Annotated in this window: 18 protein-coding genes and 2 tRNA genes (1 of these 20 cut by a window edge); 9 read left to right on the top strand and 11 right to left on the bottom strand. The window is 57.2% G+C overall.

Going from position 1 to position 16,535, the window contains the following annotated elements; genetic code table 11:
• Positions 1-7: 7 nt before the first annotated feature.
• From HMPREF3169_RS04065 to rpmH, 6 genes are read right to left on the bottom strand one after another with little or no spacing between them, the layout of a single operon-like run.
• Positions 8-856: a ParA family protein gene (locus tag HMPREF3169_RS04065; RefSeq protein ID WP_061925513.1), complete on the bottom strand. Its 849-nt coding sequence runs from the start codon at positions 854-856 to the stop codon at positions 8-10.
• 10 nt (positions 857-866) lie between these two features.
• Complete coding sequence (rsmG, locus tag HMPREF3169_RS04060) at positions 867-1,475, bottom strand: 16S rRNA (guanine(527)-N(7))-methyltransferase RsmG (RefSeq protein WP_070432481.1); 609 nt, start codon at positions 1,473-1,475, stop codon at positions 867-869.
• Between the two features lie 15 nt (positions 1,476-1,490).
• Positions 1,491-2,477, bottom strand: a complete 987-nt coding sequence (gene yidC, locus HMPREF3169_RS04055; protein WP_082787647.1) for a membrane protein insertase YidC — start codon at positions 2,475-2,477, stop codon at positions 1,491-1,493.
• 9 nt (positions 2,478-2,486) lie between these two features.
• A complete protein-coding gene (yidD, locus tag HMPREF3169_RS12630; protein ID WP_201057347.1) occupies positions 2,487-2,762 on the bottom strand; it encodes a membrane protein insertion efficiency factor YidD in 276 nt (91 codons plus the stop codon).
• On the bottom strand, positions 2,750-3,109 hold the full coding sequence (gene rnpA / locus HMPREF3169_RS04050) for a ribonuclease P protein component (RefSeq protein ID WP_062036513.1): 360 nt from the start codon (positions 3,107-3,109) through the stop codon (positions 2,750-2,752). Before rnpA ends, yidD begins: the two co-directional genes overlap by 13 nt.
• Positions 3,110-3,111: 2 nt before the next feature.
• Entirely contained in the window at positions 3,112-3,255 is a 144-nt protein-coding gene (rpmH, locus tag HMPREF3169_RS04045; RefSeq protein WP_005530694.1) for a 50S ribosomal protein L34, read from the bottom strand.
• A 617-nt stretch (positions 3,256-3,872) separates the two neighbouring features.
• On the opposite strand from rpmH, the gene dnaA reads away from it, so the two are divergent.
• From dnaA to gyrB, 5 genes are all read left to right on the top strand, one after another.
• Positions 3,873-5,417: a chromosomal replication initiator protein DnaA gene (gene dnaA, locus HMPREF3169_RS04040; protein WP_062036511.1), complete on the top strand. Its 1,545-nt coding sequence runs from the start codon at positions 3,873-3,875 to the stop codon at positions 5,415-5,417.
• Between the two features lie 545 nt (positions 5,418-5,962).
• Positions 5,963-7,144: a DNA polymerase III subunit beta gene (gene dnaN / locus HMPREF3169_RS04035; RefSeq protein WP_082778674.1), complete on the top strand. Its 1,182-nt coding sequence runs from the start codon at positions 5,963-5,965 to the stop codon at positions 7,142-7,144.
• Entirely contained in the window at positions 7,144-8,310 is a 1,167-nt protein-coding gene (gene recF, locus HMPREF3169_RS04030) for a DNA replication/repair protein RecF (RefSeq protein WP_070455763.1), read from the top strand. The genes dnaN and recF overlap by 1 nt, the downstream gene beginning before the upstream one ends.
• A complete protein-coding gene (locus HMPREF3169_RS04025; RefSeq protein ID WP_062036507.1) occupies positions 8,303-8,824 on the top strand; it encodes a DciA family protein in 522 nt (173 codons plus the stop codon). The genes recF and HMPREF3169_RS04025 overlap by 8 nt, the downstream gene beginning before the upstream one ends.
• A gap of 143 nt (positions 8,825-8,967) precedes the next feature.
• Positions 8,968-11,022, top strand: a complete 2,055-nt coding sequence (gene gyrB, locus HMPREF3169_RS04020) for a DNA topoisomerase (ATP-hydrolyzing) subunit B (RefSeq protein ID WP_070432485.1) — start codon at positions 8,968-8,970, stop codon at positions 11,020-11,022.
• 85 nt (positions 11,023-11,107) lie between these two features.
• Here gyrB and HMPREF3169_RS04015 read toward each other — a convergent pair whose 3' ends face one another.
• From HMPREF3169_RS04015 to HMPREF3169_RS03995, 5 genes are all read right to left on the bottom strand, one after another.
• The gene (locus HMPREF3169_RS04015; RefSeq protein WP_082787646.1) at positions 11,108-11,794 is read right to left on the bottom strand and encodes a nitroreductase; all 687 of its coding nucleotides are present in this window, start codon (positions 11,792-11,794) and stop codon (positions 11,108-11,110) included.
• Between the two features lie 32 nt (positions 11,795-11,826).
• Entirely contained in the window at positions 11,827-12,264 is a 438-nt protein-coding gene (locus HMPREF3169_RS04010; RefSeq protein WP_062036503.1) for a DUF6918 family protein, read from the bottom strand.
• A 33-nt stretch (positions 12,265-12,297) separates the two neighbouring features.
• Positions 12,298-12,654, bottom strand: a complete 357-nt coding sequence (locus HMPREF3169_RS04005; RefSeq protein ID WP_062036501.1) for a hypothetical protein — start codon at positions 12,652-12,654, stop codon at positions 12,298-12,300.
• A 126-nt stretch (positions 12,655-12,780) separates the two neighbouring features.
• Positions 12,781-13,050 (bottom strand): hypothetical protein, encoded by a 270-nt coding sequence (locus tag HMPREF3169_RS04000; protein ID WP_062036499.1) that lies wholly within the window; start codon positions 13,048-13,050, stop codon positions 12,781-12,783.
• A complete protein-coding gene (locus tag HMPREF3169_RS03995; protein ID WP_062036497.1) occupies positions 13,047-13,259 on the bottom strand; it encodes a hypothetical protein in 213 nt (70 codons plus the stop codon). Before HMPREF3169_RS03995 ends, HMPREF3169_RS04000 begins: the two co-directional genes overlap by 4 nt.
• Positions 13,260-13,337: 78 nt before the next feature.
• On the opposite strand from HMPREF3169_RS03995, the gene gyrA reads away from it, so the two are divergent.
• From gyrA to HMPREF3169_RS03975, 4 genes are all read left to right on the top strand, one after another.
• Entirely contained in the window at positions 13,338-15,902 is a 2,565-nt protein-coding gene (gene gyrA / locus HMPREF3169_RS03990) for a DNA gyrase subunit A (protein ID WP_062036489.1), read from the top strand.
• 3 nt (positions 15,903-15,905) lie between these two features.
• Entirely contained in the window at positions 15,906-16,250 is a 345-nt protein-coding gene (locus HMPREF3169_RS03985; RefSeq protein ID WP_062036487.1) for a DUF3566 domain-containing protein, read from the top strand.
• A 166-nt stretch (positions 16,251-16,416) separates the two neighbouring features.
• Positions 16,417-16,493 (top strand) — tRNA-Ile (locus HMPREF3169_RS03980).
• A gap of 9 nt (positions 16,494-16,502) precedes the next feature.
• Positions 16,503-16,535: transfer RNA gene (locus tag HMPREF3169_RS03975), tRNA-OTHER, on the top strand; it runs 50 nt beyond the window's last position.

Here is a 16,535-nt window from a genome sequence, read left to right as displayed (position 1 = left end):
CTAAAACTTATCCTTCCAATTCAGCGAAAATCTCTGGGCTAACACCGATGGCGCCAGTGGTGGGGTGCGGACGGTAGTCACCGCGCGAATCGAGCTCGCGGGCCGCCGCCGAATAAGCCCTAGCACCGGTGGAAGAAGGATCATAGGAGATAACAGTCTTGCCGTAACCCGGCGCCTCAGACACGCGCACCGAACGCGGAATTACATTACCAAGAACTACGGCGCCGAATTGTTCGCGCACTTCATGGGCAACTTGCTCTGCCAATTTGGTGCGGGCGTCATACATGGTGAGCAAAACGGCGGAAATATGTAGTTCCTCGTTGAGGTGCTCACGAATCATAGAGATGTTGCCCAGCAGCTGACCCACGCCCTCCAGTGCGTAGTACTCGCACTGGATAGGAATGATGACCTCTTCGGCACAGGTCATGGCATTGATGGTCAAAAGGCCCAGCGAAGGCGGGCAATCAATGAAGACGTACTCGAAGCCGTGCTCTTCAAGGAAGCCGTTATGGAGTGCGTCATAAAGGCGGAACTCACGGCGTACCAGCGAGACCATTTCGATCTCCGCGCCAGCCAGATCAATGGTGGCGGGAATACAGAAGAGATTGGCGCTAGAAGGAGACGGCTGCATTGCTTGCTCCGCAGTGCGGTCTCCCAGCAAGACCTCGTAGCTCGAATCAGTGCCCGAGGTATGGGCAGCGCCCACCGCAGTTGAGGCATTGCCCTGCGGGTCCAGGTCGATCACCAACACCTTTTTGCCGGCCTCAGCGAGCGCCGCGGCTAGATTGACAGCCGACGTGGTCTTGCCGACGCCGCCTTTCTGGTTCGCGATGGTGATAAGACGTGGATTAGTCATGCCGTCTACTCTAGTTCACGCGCGGGACACGGATGATAGTCGTGCCCTTGATGGTGGTGACCTCGGCTTTACCTGCGCCAGCACGCTTTAGCTCAGCTGCGTCGCGCTCCAGCTCTTCATACACGGACTCGCCCTTCAAAGCGATCATCTCGCCGCCCACCTTGACCAATGGCAGCGACCACTTGGCAAGCTTGCCCAAGGGCGCGACGGCGCGAGAAGTCACGATGTCTGCACCCTTCACGGCCTTTTTCACTGGGCCTTCTTCGGCGCGGCCGCGGATGACGGTGACGTTATCTAGGCCCAGCAGCTCCTTGACCTCAGACAGGTAATTAGAGCGCTTTAGAAGCGGTTCGATCAGGGTGATATCAAGATCTGGACGCGCAATGGCCAGCGGGATGCCTGGGAGGCCTGCGCCACTGCCGACGTCGATTACGCGGGCGCCTTCCGGCATGACATCGCCGATCACGGCACAGTTGAGAAGATGGCGCTCCCACAGGCGCGGGACTTCGCGCGGGCCTATAAAACCACGAATGGACCCGTCTGTAGCGAGCGAATCGTGGTAAGCCTGCGCGAGTGGCAGACGGGAGCCAAATACTTCAGACGGGTCCAAATCGGACACTAGAAACTCCTGTTTTTAGTTGTTGTTTTTACGCTGTTTCTTGGTGCGGTTGTCCTTCTTGCGCACGCCTGGCTTCGGTGCGGAAGTGCGCTTGAGTTCTGCCTTGGCGGCTGCCTCTCGCTCCTCTTCCTCATCCATCTTCTTGTACACGATGCGAGTCTGGAAGAAGGTCCAGACGGTGTTGGCCAACATGTAGAACAGCAAGCCAATAGGCCAAATAGCACCGGAGAAGACCAGCATGCCTGGCATGACCCACAGCATCATCTTGTTCATGATTGCCATCTGCTGCTGCATCATCTCAGCGTTCTGGCCTTGCGGGGTCGGAGTCTTCCCGGAAGCACGGCGTGCCTCCTGGCGGTTGAGCGACATACGGGCATTGAAGTGGGTCAAAACCGCAATGATGGCAATCAACGGAACGATGATGACCGCTGCCTGCGACGTCGTGATGCCCTGCTGATCCAGAATCGGCGAGTTCACGCGCAAGTTGGTAATCAGCGGAACGCCAAAGATCTTGGCGTCTAGGAACTGCTGCACCAATTCCGGCTTGAAGATGTAGTTCGCAGTGTTCGCGTTAGCCTCCACCGACATTGGCTCATCAGCTGGGTGACCGAAGCCACCCGCAGTGTGAATGGTGCGGTCGAAGGCGCGCAGAACATGGAACAGACCAATAAACATTGGGATCTGAGCGAAGATCGGCAGGCAGCCTGCCATCGGGCGAACGCCAGATTCCTTGTAGATGCGCTGCATCTCTTGCGCAGCCTTGGTTTGGTCATTCGCGTACTTGGTACGCAGCTCTTGGATTTGCGGCTGGATCTCCTGCATCTTGCGGGATGAGCGCAGCTGAGTGATGGTCGGCTTGACCATGATGGCCTTGAGCGTCCACGTCAGCAGGACAATCGAGAGAATCCACGTGATTCCCAAAGAAGGATCCATCACGAAGCTCAAAAGCCAGTGCCAGAACCACAAGACGGCCGAGATCGGCCAATAGATGATATTAAGCAAGGATAGTCCTCAGTTGTTGTTCGTGCCGGGTACGGGATCAAACCCGCCCGGATGCCAAGGGCCGCATTTGCAAACCCTAGCGATGGCCATGCCGGCGCCTTTGATAGCTCCGTGAACGGAGAGTGCTTCGAGGGCGTAGGCACTGCAAGTCGGTTCAAAACGACAGGTGGAAACCATCTTAAGGGGTGAGAAATACTTTTGGTAGAAGCGCACCGCTTTTACCATCGGTTTTGCCGCACCCTTAGCTTCCGGGATTTCGGCACCGGAAGAATTTACATACCGCATTTACGCAGAGCCTTGCGGATGTCTTTTTCTAATTGCTCACTGCTCGCTGTGGCGCTTGCGGGAAGCGCGCGGATAACCAGATCTGCGGTCGGTGGAAGATCCGGAAAGAGGGACCTGCACACATGCCGAAGCCGCCGGGAGGTGCGGTGGCGAACCACTGCATTCCCGACGGCTTTTGAAACAACCAATCCGAACCTTGGGCCGGCGGCCGCAATATCGAATTTGGTGTCTTGGCTGGCGTTGTTACGAAAGTGCACAACAACCGTACGTGTACCGGCCCGCTTGCCGCCCTTGATCGTCCTGCGGAATTCCGCTGGCGAAGTGAGCTTATGCTGGGCTGGAAGCACGATTATGCCGACAGCTTTGCGCGGCCCTTCTTACGACGAGCTGCGACGATAGCGCGACCTGCACGGGTGCTCATGCGGGTGCGGAAGCCGTGCTTACGAGCGCGACGACGGTTGTTGGGCTGGAAGGTACGCTTACCCTTTGCCACGATTATCTCCTTGAAGTTGTGCGCGGAGCCCAGGGAAAGTCATTCCCCCAGCTCCACTGATGAATGGATATGTGAGTAGTTAGCAACCCTTGGGAGTGGGTTCACACTCACGCGCAACGTCTTCTGTTGCGATAGACCATGACAGATTACGTGACGAATGCAGCCTTGAACAAATCGACACCCGGGTGTACCCAAAATTACAAAGATGTTTTTATCTGCAGCTAAAAGGCTACTTTGCGGGGTCAGAGCACATACGGCGGCTTGCATTTTAGGTTCACGCCATGCAAGCGCCGAAAAGCGTTAGACAGCCCCGCTAACTCGGCGGTAAAACTAAAGAATCGAATTCCACAGCCGTCCACAAGGTGTGAATAACTCTAAATCTCAGCTTTAGACTTTTTGTATTCCAGCAGGTAAATAGCCTAAAGTACCCGATTGATAGTTATCCACAGCCATCGACTAGGCTGTGGATAAACATTTGTTCCACATCTGTGGATAACTCTGTGGAGATCAAGGTCGTGCCGCAATTTTCGATGTGGATACGTCCGTGAAATTCACTGTAAATTTTTCTCCGTCCGAACTAGGGCCTTCTTCTGGGAAGGCCGCACAAGGTAGGCGCGTTGACTGATCAACAAGCGGTACTTAACGCCAACTGGCGAGCAGTAGTGGAAGATCTGCTCGCCCAATCTGAGAAACCCAACTCAGAGGTACCCAACTTCAACCACACGCAGCGACTGTATCTGCAGCTCGCGCGACCCATCATGATGATGGATGGCTACGCACTACTGGCAGCACACAATGAAAAGGCCAAGGCAGTCATCGAAACCGATCTCGGCTCACACATCTCGCGTGCCCTTACCCGGCACCTGGGCAGGCCTTGCACGCTTGCTGTAACTCTGGCCAATCCGGTGGAAGAAGAAGCACCGCTTAACGACGCCCCGGCTCAAGCACCGCAGGCGCCGTCACCGCAGCAGTACCAGCCGCCACAGCAGGCTTGGCAGACCAGCCATGCCCCGGCGAGCTTGGATGAACTGGCTGATCATTACAACCAGCAACAGCAGCAATACCAGCCCCAGCACAATGCAGATGCCCGCATTCCGCGTGAGCAGCCGGCGCACGATCCCAATAGGGAAGAGTCGCTGAACCCAAAGCACACGTTTGAAAACTTCGTTATCGGTTCCTCCAACCGCTTTGCCAACGGCGCGGCGGTGGCCGTAGCGGAAAATCCAGCGCGTGCTTATAACCCACTGTTTATTTGGGGCGGCTCCGGCCTAGGCAAAACCCACCTGTTGCACGCCGCGGGCAACTACGCGCAGGTTCTGCATCCGGGTCTGCGCGTGAAGTACGTTTCTTCCGAGGAATTTACTAACGACTACATCAATTCTTTGCGCGATGACCGCCAGGAGTCCTTCAAGCGGCGTTATCGCAATCTGGACATCTTGATGGTTGATGACATTCAGTTCTTGGAGGGTAAGGAATCGACTCAGGAGGAGTTCTTCCATACCTTTAATGCACTGCATCAAGCCAATAAGCAAATCATTTTATCTTCTGACCGTCCGCCGAAGCAGCTGACCACCTTGGAGGATCGCCTGCGCACTCGCTTCGAAGGTGGTTTGATCACGGATATTCAGCCGCCAGATCTCGAGACCCGCATAGCCATCTTGATGAAGAAGGCAGCTGCGGACGGCACCGAAGTAGATCGATCTGTTCTAGAGCTCATCGCTTCGCGCTTCGAGTCTTCTATTCGCGAGCTTGAAGGCGCGCTGATTCGCGTTTCTGCTTATTCCTCTTTGGTTAACGAACCGATCAGCTTAGAGATGGCGGAGATCGCATTGCACGATCTCGCGCCCGATGCAGCGGGACGTGAAATTACGGCAACCGCGATCATGGAAGTAACAGCAGAGTTCTTCGACATCGACGTCGAGACCCTGCGTGGTGCGGGCAAGAAGCGCGCCGTCGCTCATGCCCGCCAGTTGGCTATGTATCTCTGCCGCGAGCTGACTGAGCTTTCCTTGCCGAAGATTGGTGATCAGTTCGGAGGCAAGGATCATACGACTGTCATTTATGCCGATCGCAAGATCCGTAAGGAAATGACAGAAAACCGCAATACCTACGATGAGATCCAGGCGCTGACGCAAAGGATCAAGAACCACAGCCGTTCTTAAAACGCTTTCTGCAGCTAGAAATATAACCCGCCACCTGCACTTAGGTGGCGGGTTATTTTTATCCACAGCGTTATTCACATCTGTGTAATTTCATTGTTGTAATTCATAGATCTTCGACACATTTTTGTTTTTCACAAAGCATTCGCCCTGATCAGGAGCTTGTGATCAATGCTGTGATCAAATTCCACAATCCTGGGGATAGATTGTGGATAAAACCGGCACCCCTCCGGTTACTCACAATTTATGTAATTTGATCACACTGATCCCACAGCCACGATCACAGCGCGGATCGGGCCCGTCACCTTGCCTTTTAGGGCGTTATCCACAGATCTCACAACGGTTATTACTACTACTAACTATTTTTCCTGATCCCTTAAGTAAAAAGGGGATGTGTGTAATTCTCGCCCTCGCCTCGGCCCGAGGCGCCAAGCCGCGAGTAAATTACAAAAGTCTGTCGCACGGCGCCTATGCGGTAAGTTGGAAACAGCTTTTGTTACTTACAAAAATCAACCCAGCTAGAACCCAGCAAGGAGCTCATCGAGACCATGGACCAATCTGTGTCATTTCGTGTTGCCAAAGATGATCTGGCCAACGCAGTTGCTTGGGTAGCCCGTAGTCTGCCTTCCAAGGTGACGCAGCCTGTTCTTCGCGCGATGCTTATCACCGCCGATGACAATGGTTTGGAATTCACCGGCTTCGACTACGAAGTTTCTACTCGCGTACGCATCGCGGCAATGATCGACGAACCAGGCCGCATCGCCGTCGCCGGTAAGCTGCTCGCAGACATCGTTGCCACCCTTCCGAACAAGGAAGTCGAGATGACCCAGCAGGATTCCAAGGTCCTGCTCACCTGCGGTTCTTCCCGCTTCGAGCTGCCTATCATTCCACTCGATGATTACCCGCAGCTGCCGGTTCTGCCGGAGGTCACCGGCACCATCAACCCACAGCTTTTCGTTGAGGCCATCAGCCAGGTCGCATCCGCTGCCGGCAAGGATGACACTCTGCCGATGCTGACCGGCGTGCATATGGAAATCAACGGTTCCCACGTCGAAATGACTGCTACCGACCGTTTCCGCCTGGCCATGCGCACTTTCGAGTGGGATCCGGTATCCCCTGACGTAAAGGCAAAGCTGCTGGTTCCTGCGAAAACCTTGCAAGACACCGGCCGCTCCCTTGATACTCACCTCAACATCCCAGTGGAGATCGCGGTAGGCACCGGCGAAAACATTGGCGCAGAGGGCCTGTTTGGTCTGCACGCGGATAACCGCGAGACCACCACCCGCATGCTGGATGCAGACTTCCCAAACGTCTCTCCGCTGCTGCCAAAGACGCATACCGCAATGGCCAGCATCGAGGTTGCTCCGCTGCAGGAAGCCATCCGCCGCGTTTCCCTGCTGACTGATCGCAACGCCCAGATCCGCATGGACTTTTCTGAAGGTCAGGTCACCCTGGCAGCTGGCGCGGATTCCGGTAAGGCAGACGAGACTTTGCCTTGTGCATTTACCGGCCGCGATGAATTCACCATCGCCTTTAACCCGGGCTACCTCAAGGATGGCCTGGCCGTGGTCCATACTGACCGCGTGGTCTTCGGCTTCACTGAGCCTTCCCGCCCAGCAATTATGATTCCGGAGCCAGAGGAGATGCCGATGGCAGATGAGGATGGAGTCTTCCCAACCCCGGAGACCAACTTCACCTACCTTCTGATGCCGGTCCGTCTGCCAGGTTAATGTTCATACGCGAACTCGACGTCCGGGATTTTCGCTCGTGGCTTGAGCTACATATTGAGCTCGGCCCGGGGATCACTTTGTTCGTCGGACGCAACGGTTTTGGCAAGACCAACATCGTCGAGGCGATCGGGTACGTGGCCCACCTGTCCTCGCACCGTGTTAGCCACGACGCGCCGTTGGTACGTCAAAGTGCCGCTAATGCCAGAATCTCCACCACTGCCGTCAATCAGGGCCGCGAGCTTACCGCGCATCTGCTCATCAAACCGCACGCGGCTAACCAAGCCCAGATCAATCGCACGCGGCTGAAAAGCCCGCGCGAGTTATTGGGTGTAGTCAAAAGCGTGTTGTTCTCGCCTGAGGATCTCGCGCTCGTGCGTGGTGAGCCGGCTGAGCGGCGCACCTACATGGATGACATCATCGCCTCGCGTACCCCGCGCTTAGCTGGGGTAAAGGCGGATTATGACAAGGTCTTAAAGCAGCGCAATGCGCTTTTAAAGTCGGCGTCGTCAAGCCTGCGCCGCGGCTACGATGACGCCGATGGTGCCTCGGCTTTGGCCACGTTGGATGTTTGGGACGCCCAGCTCGCACATCTAGGCGCGCAGGTGATTCAGGCACGCCTCGCGCTTGTCGACGCCTTAAGCGAGCTGATCCCATCCGCCTATTCAGGCCTGGCCCCGGAATCGCGGCCAGCCCACATCGAGTACAAATCTACGATCGACGTCTCTGACCGCGACGTACTGGAAGCCGTGATGCTCACCGAGCTTGCCGCTAAGCGGCAGCGCGAGATCGAGCGTGGCATCTCCCTGGTGGGCCCGCACCGCGATGATCTCGTGCTCAACCTCGGAACGCAGCCGGCAAAAGGCTTTGCAAGTCACGGCGAGACCTGGTCATATGCCATTTCATTGCGCCTTGCCGAGTTCAACCTCTTGCGCGAGGAAGGCACCGATCCAATTTTGATCCTCGACGATGTTTTCGCCGAACTCGATGCTAAGCGCCGGGAGAAGCTTGTGCACCTAGCCATGGAAGCTGAGCAAGTGCTGATCACCGCCGCCGTGGATGAGGACCTGCCCGGCAACCTAGAACCGATCGTTCGCTACGAAGTCTCCGTTCGGGATACTCAAGAGGGGCGAATTTCTGAAATTACAAAGGTGCGCGAAGATGACTGATCCTATTCAGGATTTCTTTGAGCGTGTGCGTTCAAATTCCAAGAATGCTCCCAAATTGGATAAGCCAGCGCCGAAGATGAAGATCAGTCACGATGCACCGGCGAAGAAATACCGCGTGGGCAGGCCCACCGGCCCCGATGGTAGGCGGCAGCGCCGCAGCCTGGATATCCCTAGCCTCGGTGCCACGCTGAACAAGGAGATTGTGAGCCGCGGGTGGGAAAACGAGCTGGCTGATGGTTGGGTCATGGGCAATTGGACCAACCTGGTGGGCGAGCGCATCGCCGCACACACGAAGCCCGAGCGCATTAAGGATAAGGTCGTCTATATTTCTTGCGATGCCTCTGTGTGGGCTACGGAGCTGCGCTATCTGCAACGCCAGATCTTGCGCAAGATCGCCGACCGCCTTGGCCCCGACGTCATCGTTGAACTGCGTATTCAAGGCCCTAAGCAACACCGCAATTATCAGGGCCGGCAGTGGGTGAAACCGCAAGGCTCGCAAGATACCTACGGATAGCCGCTTCGGGACAAAAATCTGGATCGAAAAATCGGGCTAAATTCCGCCCTCTCACTGGTGTGGAGTGCTCTCTAGTAGGGGGACACCGTGTAGAATAGCTAAAGTCTTAGATTTTGCTATAGCCAAAAGGAGTACACGTTTCCGTGGCTGAAGAACACGCATATGGTGCTAGTTCCATTACCATCCTGGAGGGCCTTGAGGCCGTCCGCAAGCGTCCGGGTATGTACATCGGTTCCACCGGCGTACGCGGTCTCCACCACCTGATTTGGGAGGTCGTGGATAACTCGGTCGATGAGGCCATGGCTGGTTATGCCTCCAAGGTCGTCGTCAAGCTGCTCGCCGACGGCGGCGTTGAGGTCATCGATGATGGCCGCGGCATCCCTGTGGAGATGCACGCCTCCGGTGCGCCGACCGTCCAGGTTGTCATGACCCAGCTGCACGCCGGTGGTAAGTTCGATTCCGATTCCTACGCAGTCTCCGGTGGTCTGCACGGCGTCGGCATCTCCGTTGTGAATGCTTTGTCTACTCGCGTTGAGGCAGAGATCAAGCGCAACGGCAAGCACTGGTATCAGAACTTCTCTAACGCCATCCCAGATGAGTTGGTGGAAGGCGGCAATGCGCGCGGTACCGGTACCACGATCCGTTTCTGGGCCGATCCAGAGATCTTCGAGACCACGGATTATGACTACCAGACCATCGCACGCCGCTTGCAGGAGATGGCCTTCCTGAACAAGGGCCTGACCATCGAGCTTATCGACGAGCGCGTTACCGAGGAGCAGCTTGAGCTCGAGGCAATTGCCGACGCCGAATCCGGCGAGACCGCCCTGGACGCTGAGTCCTTTGACGACGTCGACGTCGATTCCGAAGCAGACGGCCCGAGCGAGGACAAGCCGGCAAAGAAACTGCAGAAGAAGGTTGTCTACCACTACCCAGACGGCCTGATTGACTACGTCAAGCACCTCAACAAGACCAAGACCGCCATCCACCCCACCATCGTCGCTTTCGACGTCAAGGGCGAGGATCACGAAGTCGAGGTCGCTCTGCAGTGGAACCAGGGCTATAAGGAGTCCGTCCACACCTTCGCCAACACCATCAACACCCATGAGGGCGGTACCCACGAAGAGGGTTTCCGCGCCGCGCTGACCTCCTTGATGAACCGCTACGCCAAGGAGCACAAGCTGGTCAAGGAGAAGGACGGCAACCTCTCCGGCGATGACTGCCGTGAGGGCCTTTCTGCCGTCATTTCCGTCAAGGTCAGTGACCCACAGTTCGAGGGTCAGACCAAGACCAAGCTCGGCAACTCTGAGATTAAGGGCTTCGTCCAGCGCGCCGTCAACGAGCACGTCAACGACTGGTTCGATGCCAACCCGGCAGAGGCAAAAGCGATTATCAACAAGGCCGTTTCCTCCGCGCACGCACGCGTCGCAGCGCGTAAGGCCCGCGAGATGGTGCGCCGTAAGTCCGCCACCGACTTGGGCGGCCTGCCCGGCAAGCTTGCCGATTGCCGTTCTAAGGATCCGAAGATCTCCGAGCTTTACATCGTGGAGGGTGACTCCGCAGGCGGCTCCGCAAAGGCCGGCCGTGACTCCATGTTCCAGGCAATCCTGCCGCTGCGCGGCAAGATCCTGAACGTGGAGAAGGCACGCATGGATAAGGTTCTAAAAAACGCCGAGGTCCAGGCGATCATCACCGCTTTGGGCACCGGTATCCACGAAGAATTCGACATCTCCAAGCTGCGCTACAACAAGATCGTGCTGATGGCCGACGCTGACGTTGACGGCCAGCACATCGCGACGTTGCTGTTGACCCTGCTCTTCCGCTTCATGCCGCAGCTGGTTGAGGATGGCCACGTCTACCTGGCTAATCCGCCGCTGTACAAGCTCAAGTGGGCAAAGGGCCAGCCGGGCTATGCCTTCTCCGACGCCGAGCGCGACAAGCTGCTGGCAGAAGGCCTCGAAGCTAATCGCAAGATCAACAAGGACGATGGCATCCAGCGCTACAAGGGCCTGGGTGAGATGAACGCATCCGAGCTGTGGGAGACCACACTCGACCCAACCACCCGTATCCTGCGCCGCGTGGATCTGGAAGACGCACAGCGCGCCGACGAGCTCTTCTCCATCCTGATGGGTGACGATGTCTCGGCTCGCCGCTCCTTCATTACCCGCCGCGCGAAGGACGTTCGCTTCCTGGACGTGTAAAGCCAAAGGCTTTACACGAGCCAGAAGAAACTTGCGCCCTGCACTTCCTCGAATGGGAGAGCAGGGCGCTTTCTGTAATTTGGCCTTAGATGTCCAAATCGATGCCGTGCAGGGTGACCGTCTCAGAAAGATCGGCGCGGCCCGGCTCTACGTTGAACACGGGGCTGTCTTCGTCCGCCTTACCGAAGGCGATGGCGACGACCATCTTCTGCTCCTCATCGATGCCGAGGAACTCGCGGGTGGTCGGCGCCATGAGCGAAATCATGCCCAAAGGGGTTCCGTAATAACCGTGGGCACGCAGGGAAAGCAAGAAGTTTTCTGCATAAGTGCCCTGATCGAAGGCAGCACGAATGCGATCGCCCATTGGTGGGATATAAAGAAGTGCTGCGTGCGGGGCGCCAAAGAAGCGGAGGTTTTCGCGCACGAACTCGGTGCGGCCCTCCTTATCCTCACGGGCGATTCCTAGGATGCCGTACATTTTCTTTGCCAGCTCAATGGAACGGGAAGGGTGCACGCCCTCGCCGTAGTCCAAGGTGAAATCCGGGTTGATGCCGTTTTCATTGAACTCGGAGATGAGCGCATCAGAAAGCTCGCGGAGCTTCTCACCGCTAACCACGTGCACGTCCCATGGCTGCGTATTGGAATTAGACGGTGCAGACTGGGCGTCGATAAGCACCTGCTTAATAACCTCTGCCGGAACTGGTTCTGGCAGGTAGGCGCGGGCGGAGTGGCGGCTGCGGATGAATTCAGAATAGTTATTGCTTGAAGTCATGCGCGCCAGACTACACCTTCTTACATATGGGGTTACATATGCTTTTGCAAAATGCGCGCGAGCTCCGGAATCTGGGGCTCAATAATTTTGGCGATCTTGCTGCGTAGGGAGTTATAGGTCTTCACCAGCGCCGGATTATTTACCTGGTCTGCATTACGATCAGCCACACCCAAGATGGAATCTGCCACCTCTTTGTCGTTTCCGGCCAGGTAGGTGCCGAAATCCTCCTGCGGGGAGGTCTCGAACTCCTGCCAGTAGGATTCCATCTCGCCGAGGAGATCCGGCAGGGCGCGGTTGATCCCTTTTGAGACGATGTCGGCGTCGACCTTCTTCGCCGCGGCCACCGCGCCCTTGATGGCCATGCCGGTGATGCCGGATTGTTCGGAGACAGTGTTATCGACCAAGGAAACAAGCGCGGTGACAACGCTGGTGCGGGTTGGCTCTTCCAGGAGCTGGGAAAGATTAGACATGGCAGTAATCTTACTGAAACCCGAATGCGGCAATTAGCCCTTCAGAGCAGCAATCTGATCTGCAAGTTGGGTTAAGCCATTGTCACGAGCAAGACGCTCGAGGTCGAGGTTCGGGACGCCCTGGGTAAGAAGTGCCGGAGCGAAATCGGTCACCAGCTTGAAAATAAGCGCGGCGCCAGCGACGGAACCGCCGATGATGATGCCCAAATCGAGTGGGGAAGAGCCGGTGAGAGAGGAAGTTTCCTTGCCTTGCTTGAAATTAGGATTGACCTGGTTTTCCCAGGTGTTGGTGGTCTCAGGGGTGCTGGAGGCGGCGGTTGCGGCTGGGGTGACAGCGGTGCTTAGGGATACTGCTACTACGCCCGCAGCGATGGCTTTCTTCAGAGACATGTCTTCCTTTCCTACGCGTTGCATTGACGCTTCAGTCATTCCTCAAGGCCAAGCCGCGCGGATATTCGAGGGAATAGTTAAGTGTTACCAGCTATAACTTACATAACTCGGGCAACAAAGGATAGGTCAGCGCAGGCTAAGACGTGATTCCGTCTCCATGAATACTCGGGCGCTAAGTGCTGCGAAGGCGCGGTTGTGCTTATTAAGGGCTGGATAAGCCACCAATATCTGCTGCATCGCATGAGCTGCTTGCTGCCGGTTTGCGTGGACGGGGATGCCATCAATTTGGGCATTTGAGACGCTCGCGGCGGCAACTAAAGCGCCAAAGTTAGTCACCGTGGTTTTGTGTTGCGCGCAGAATTCGCGCGCGATGAGAAGGAGCTGCTCTGCAGTCATGGGCGAGCCCTGCGGATTTCTGCCTCGAGCTCGGCGCGGCCGGGCAGGAGCTGGCGTGCGGCGTCTTGGACCGCGGCGTCGGAAAGCGTGCGCGCCGCAGCCGCCACAACTGCACGCACCACCGCCTCGTGCTTGGAGGTGCCTTGCGCGGAGGCCAGGAGGGTCAGCGCATGATCCTGTTCCGCTGTAAGACGAAGAGTCATAGCCATGGCCCGATGGTATCACCGTGGTATCACTAGCGCGGCGCAGGCGGCGGGAGAGGGGCGCAGAGGGTAGAATTTGCCGTTATGAGTGACCAAAATGACGATCTCTTTGATCGTATTCAACCGATTGATATCAACGAGGAGATGGAGTCGAGTTACATCGACTACGCCATGTCCGTCATCGTCGGCCGTGCTCTGCCAGAGGTACGCGACGGCCTGAAGCCGGTGCACCGCCGCATCCTGTACGCGATGTTCGACTCCGGCTACCGCCCCGAGCGCGGCTACGTGAAGTCCGCTCGCCCGGTCTCGGACACCATGGGTCAATTCCACCCGCACGGTGACTCCGCAATCTATGACACGTTGGTGCGCTTGGCGCAGTCCTGGAACATGCGCTACCCGCTGGTCGACGGCCAGGGTAACTTCGGTTCCCGCGGCAACGACGGCCCAGCGGCAATGCGTTACACCGAGTGCCGCATGACCCCGCTGGCCATGGAGATGGTCCGTGACATTCGCGAAAACACCGTCGACTTCTCCCCGAACTACGACGGTAAGACCCAGGAACCGGACATCCTGCCTTCCCGCGTTCCGAACCTGCTGATGAACGGCTCCGGCGGTATCGCCGTCGGCATGGCCACGAACATCCCGCCGCACAACCTCAACGAGCTGGCTGAGGCTATCTTCTGGCTGCTGGATAACCCAGAGGCTTCCGACGAAGAGGCGCTGGCAGCCTGCATGGAACGCGTGAAGGGTCCGGACTTTCCAACCGCCGGCCTCATCGTTGGTGACCAGGGCATCAAGGATGCCTACACCACCGGCCGCGGCTCTATCCGTATGCGCGGTGTGACCTCCATCGAGGAGTCTGGCTCCCGCCAGACCATCGTTATTACCGAGCTGCCGTACCAGGTCAACCCGGATAACATGATCTCCAACATCGCGGAGTCTGTTGCCAATGGCAAGATCGCTGGCATCTCCAAGATTGAGGACGAGTCCTCTGACCGCGTCGGCATGCGCATCGTGGTCACCCTGAAGCGCGATGCCGTCGCTCGCGTCGTGCTCAACAACCTCTACAAGCACTCCCAGCTGCAGACCTCCTTCGGCGCAAACATGCTCTCCATCGTCGATGGCGTGCCGCGCACCCTGCGCCTGGACCAGATGCTGCGCTACTACGTTGCGCACCAGATCGAGGTCATCGTTCGCCGTACCCAGTACCGCCTGGATGAGGCCGAAAAGCGCGCCCACATCCTGCGTGGTTTGGTTAAGGCCCTCGATATGCTCGACGAGGTCATCGCGCTTATCCGCCGTTCCCCAACGGTCGACGAAGCGCGAGAAGGGTTGAAAGAGCTTCTCGACGTCGATGACGTACAGGCAGACGCCATCCTCGCGATGCAGCTGCGTAAGCTGGCAGCCCTGGAGCGCCAGAAGATCATTGACGAGTTGGCTGAGATCGAAGAGATCATTGCTGACCTCAAGGACATTCTCGCCCGCGAGGAACGCCAGCGTCAGATCGTCCACGACGAGCTCGCTGAGATCGTTGAAAAGTACGGCGATGAGCGCCGTACCCAGATCGTGGCCGCTTCTGGCGACGTCACCGACGAGGATCTTATCGCCCGCGAGAACGTGGTCGTCACGATCACCTCCACTGGCTACGCAAAGCGCACAAAGGTTGATGCCTACAAGGCGCAGAAGCGCGGCGGCAAGGGCGTGCGCGGTGCGGAGCTCAAGCAGGACGACATCGTCAAGAACTTCTTTGTCTGCTCCACACACGACTGGATCCTCTTCTTCACCAACTTTGGCCGTGTTTACCGCCTCAAGGCTTATGAGCTGCCGGAGGCAGGCCGTACCGCACGTGGCCAGCACGTGGCTAACCTGCTGGAGTTCCAGCCGGAGGAGAAGATCGCACAGGTCATTCAGATTCAGTCCTACGAGGACGCTCCTTACCTCGTCTTGGCCACCAAGCAGGGCCGCGTCAAAAAGTCCCGCCTCACCGATTACGAGTCCGCACGTTCTGCCGGTCTAATCGCCATTAACCTCAACGAGGGTGATGCGCTCATCGGCGCGTCCCTCGTCGACGAAGGCGATGACATCCTGCTGACCTCTGAGCAGGGCCAGGCCATCCGCTTCACCGCTGACGACGACCAGCTGCGCCCGATGGGCCGTGCTACCGCCGGTGTGAAGGGCATGCGCTTCCGCGACGATGACCAGCTTTTGTCCATGTCCGTGGTTCACGATGGCGAGTACCTGCTGGTTGCCACCTCCGGCGGCTACGGCAAGCGCACCGCTATCGAGGAGTACACGCCACAGGGCCGCGGTGGCTTGGGCGTTATGACCTTCAAGTACACCCCGAAGCGCGGCAAGCTCATCGGCGCTATCTCCGTCGATGAGGAAGACGAGATCTTCGCTATCACCTCCGCTGGGGGCGTCATCCGCACCGAGGTAGGCCAGATTCGTCCTTCCTCCCGCGCCACCATGGGAGTGCGCCTGGTCAATCTCTCCGACGACGTCGAATTGCTTGCAATCGACCGCAACGTTGAGGACGATGGTGAGGAAGATGCACAGGCTGTGGCCAAGGGTGAGAAATCCGTTGAGGACGTTCAGCAGGAACACCTCAAGGTTGCGGATTCCAAGAACGCAGCAGATAGCGAGGAGTAATCCATGGCAAGACGAGACGTAACCCTTACGCGGATCTCACCGATTTCGGCCTTCCGCGTGGGCTTGGCGATGTCCCTCGTCGGGCTTATCGCATGGCTGCTTGCCGTGTGCCTGCTCTACTTCGGCCTCGATCAGGCAGGAATCTGGGATTCCCTCAACAGCCTTGTCGGCGGAGTGGGCGGCGCCTTCGAAGTGACCTTCGGTGTGGTCTTGTCTATCTCTGCTCTCTTCGGCGCAATCGTGGCGGTGTTCAACATGCTGCTGGCGCCGCTGCTCGCGGTACTTTATAACGCCATCGTGGACGTCTTCGGTGGTTTCAAGCTGGGTATCCAGTCTGGTCATGGCTAAAGCCCGAGCCCGCTAGCCCACATCTAACCGGCATCGTCTTTTAGGTTTAAATTCTTAAGAGACGGTGCCGGTTTCGCTTTTTAAACAACCTTCTAAAACCTTGGCTGCGCTGGCGATTTGTGTATTTGCCGGATCGGTATGTAAAGTTAAATCTCGTTCCGCACAGGGGCCTATAGCTCAGTCGGTTAGAGCGCATCGCTGATAACGATGAGGTCGCAAGTTCGATTCTTGCTAGGCCCACCACGGAACAATGGGGCATTAGCTCAATTGGTAGAGCATCTGCTT

The organism is Corynebacterium sp. HMSC08C04 (assembly GCF_001807495.1).
GTDB classification, from domain to species: domain Bacteria; phylum Actinomycetota; class Actinomycetes; order Mycobacteriales; family Mycobacteriaceae; genus Corynebacterium; species Corynebacterium simulans.
The sequence above is the reverse complement of the archived record's forward strand: the minus strand, read 5'-3'. Positions and strand labels throughout refer to the sequence as shown.

Excerpts from the sequence above, each read along its gene's own strand:
- dnaN (WP_082778674.1), top strand. The coding sequence starts at position 5,963 with ATGGACCAATCTGTGTCATTTCGTGTTGCCAAAGATGATCTGGCCAAC.
- HMPREF3169_RS04000 (WP_062036499.1), bottom strand. The coding sequence starts at position 13,050 with ATGACTGCAGAGCAGCTCCTTCTCATCGCGCGCGAATTCTGCGCGCAA.
- HMPREF3169_RS04010 (WP_062036503.1), bottom strand. The coding sequence starts at position 12,264 with ATGTCTAATCTTTCCCAGCTCCTGGAAGAGCCAACCCGCACCAGCGTT.
- HMPREF3169_RS03985 (WP_062036487.1), top strand. The coding sequence starts at position 15,906 with ATGGCAAGACGAGACGTAACCCTTACGCGGATCTCACCGATTTCGGCC.
- HMPREF3169_RS04005 (WP_062036501.1), bottom strand. The coding sequence starts at position 12,654 with ATGTCTCTGAAGAAAGCCATCGCTGCGGGCGTAGTAGCAGTATCCCTA.
- gyrA (WP_062036489.1), top strand. The coding sequence starts at position 13,338 with ATGAGTGACCAAAATGACGATCTCTTTGATCGTATTCAACCGATTGAT.
- HMPREF3169_RS04015 (WP_082787646.1), bottom strand. The coding sequence starts at position 11,794 with ATGACTTCAAGCAATAACTATTCTGAATTCATCCGCAGCCGCCACTCC.
- HMPREF3169_RS03995 (WP_062036497.1), bottom strand. The coding sequence starts at position 13,259 with ATGGCTATGACTCTTCGTCTTACAGCGGAACAGGATCATGCGCTGACC.
- recF (WP_070455763.1), top strand. The coding sequence starts at position 7,144 with ATGTTCATACGCGAACTCGACGTCCGGGATTTTCGCTCGTGGCTTGAG.
- yidD (WP_201057347.1), bottom strand. The coding sequence starts at position 2,762 with ATGCGGTATGTAAATTCTTCCGGTGCCGAAATCCCGGAAGCTAAGGGT.
- HMPREF3169_RS04065 (WP_061925513.1), bottom strand. The coding sequence starts at position 856 with ATGACTAATCCACGTCTTATCACCATCGCGAACCAGAAAGGCGGCGTC.
- HMPREF3169_RS04025 (WP_062036507.1), top strand. The coding sequence starts at position 8,303 with ATGACTGATCCTATTCAGGATTTCTTTGAGCGTGTGCGTTCAAATTCC.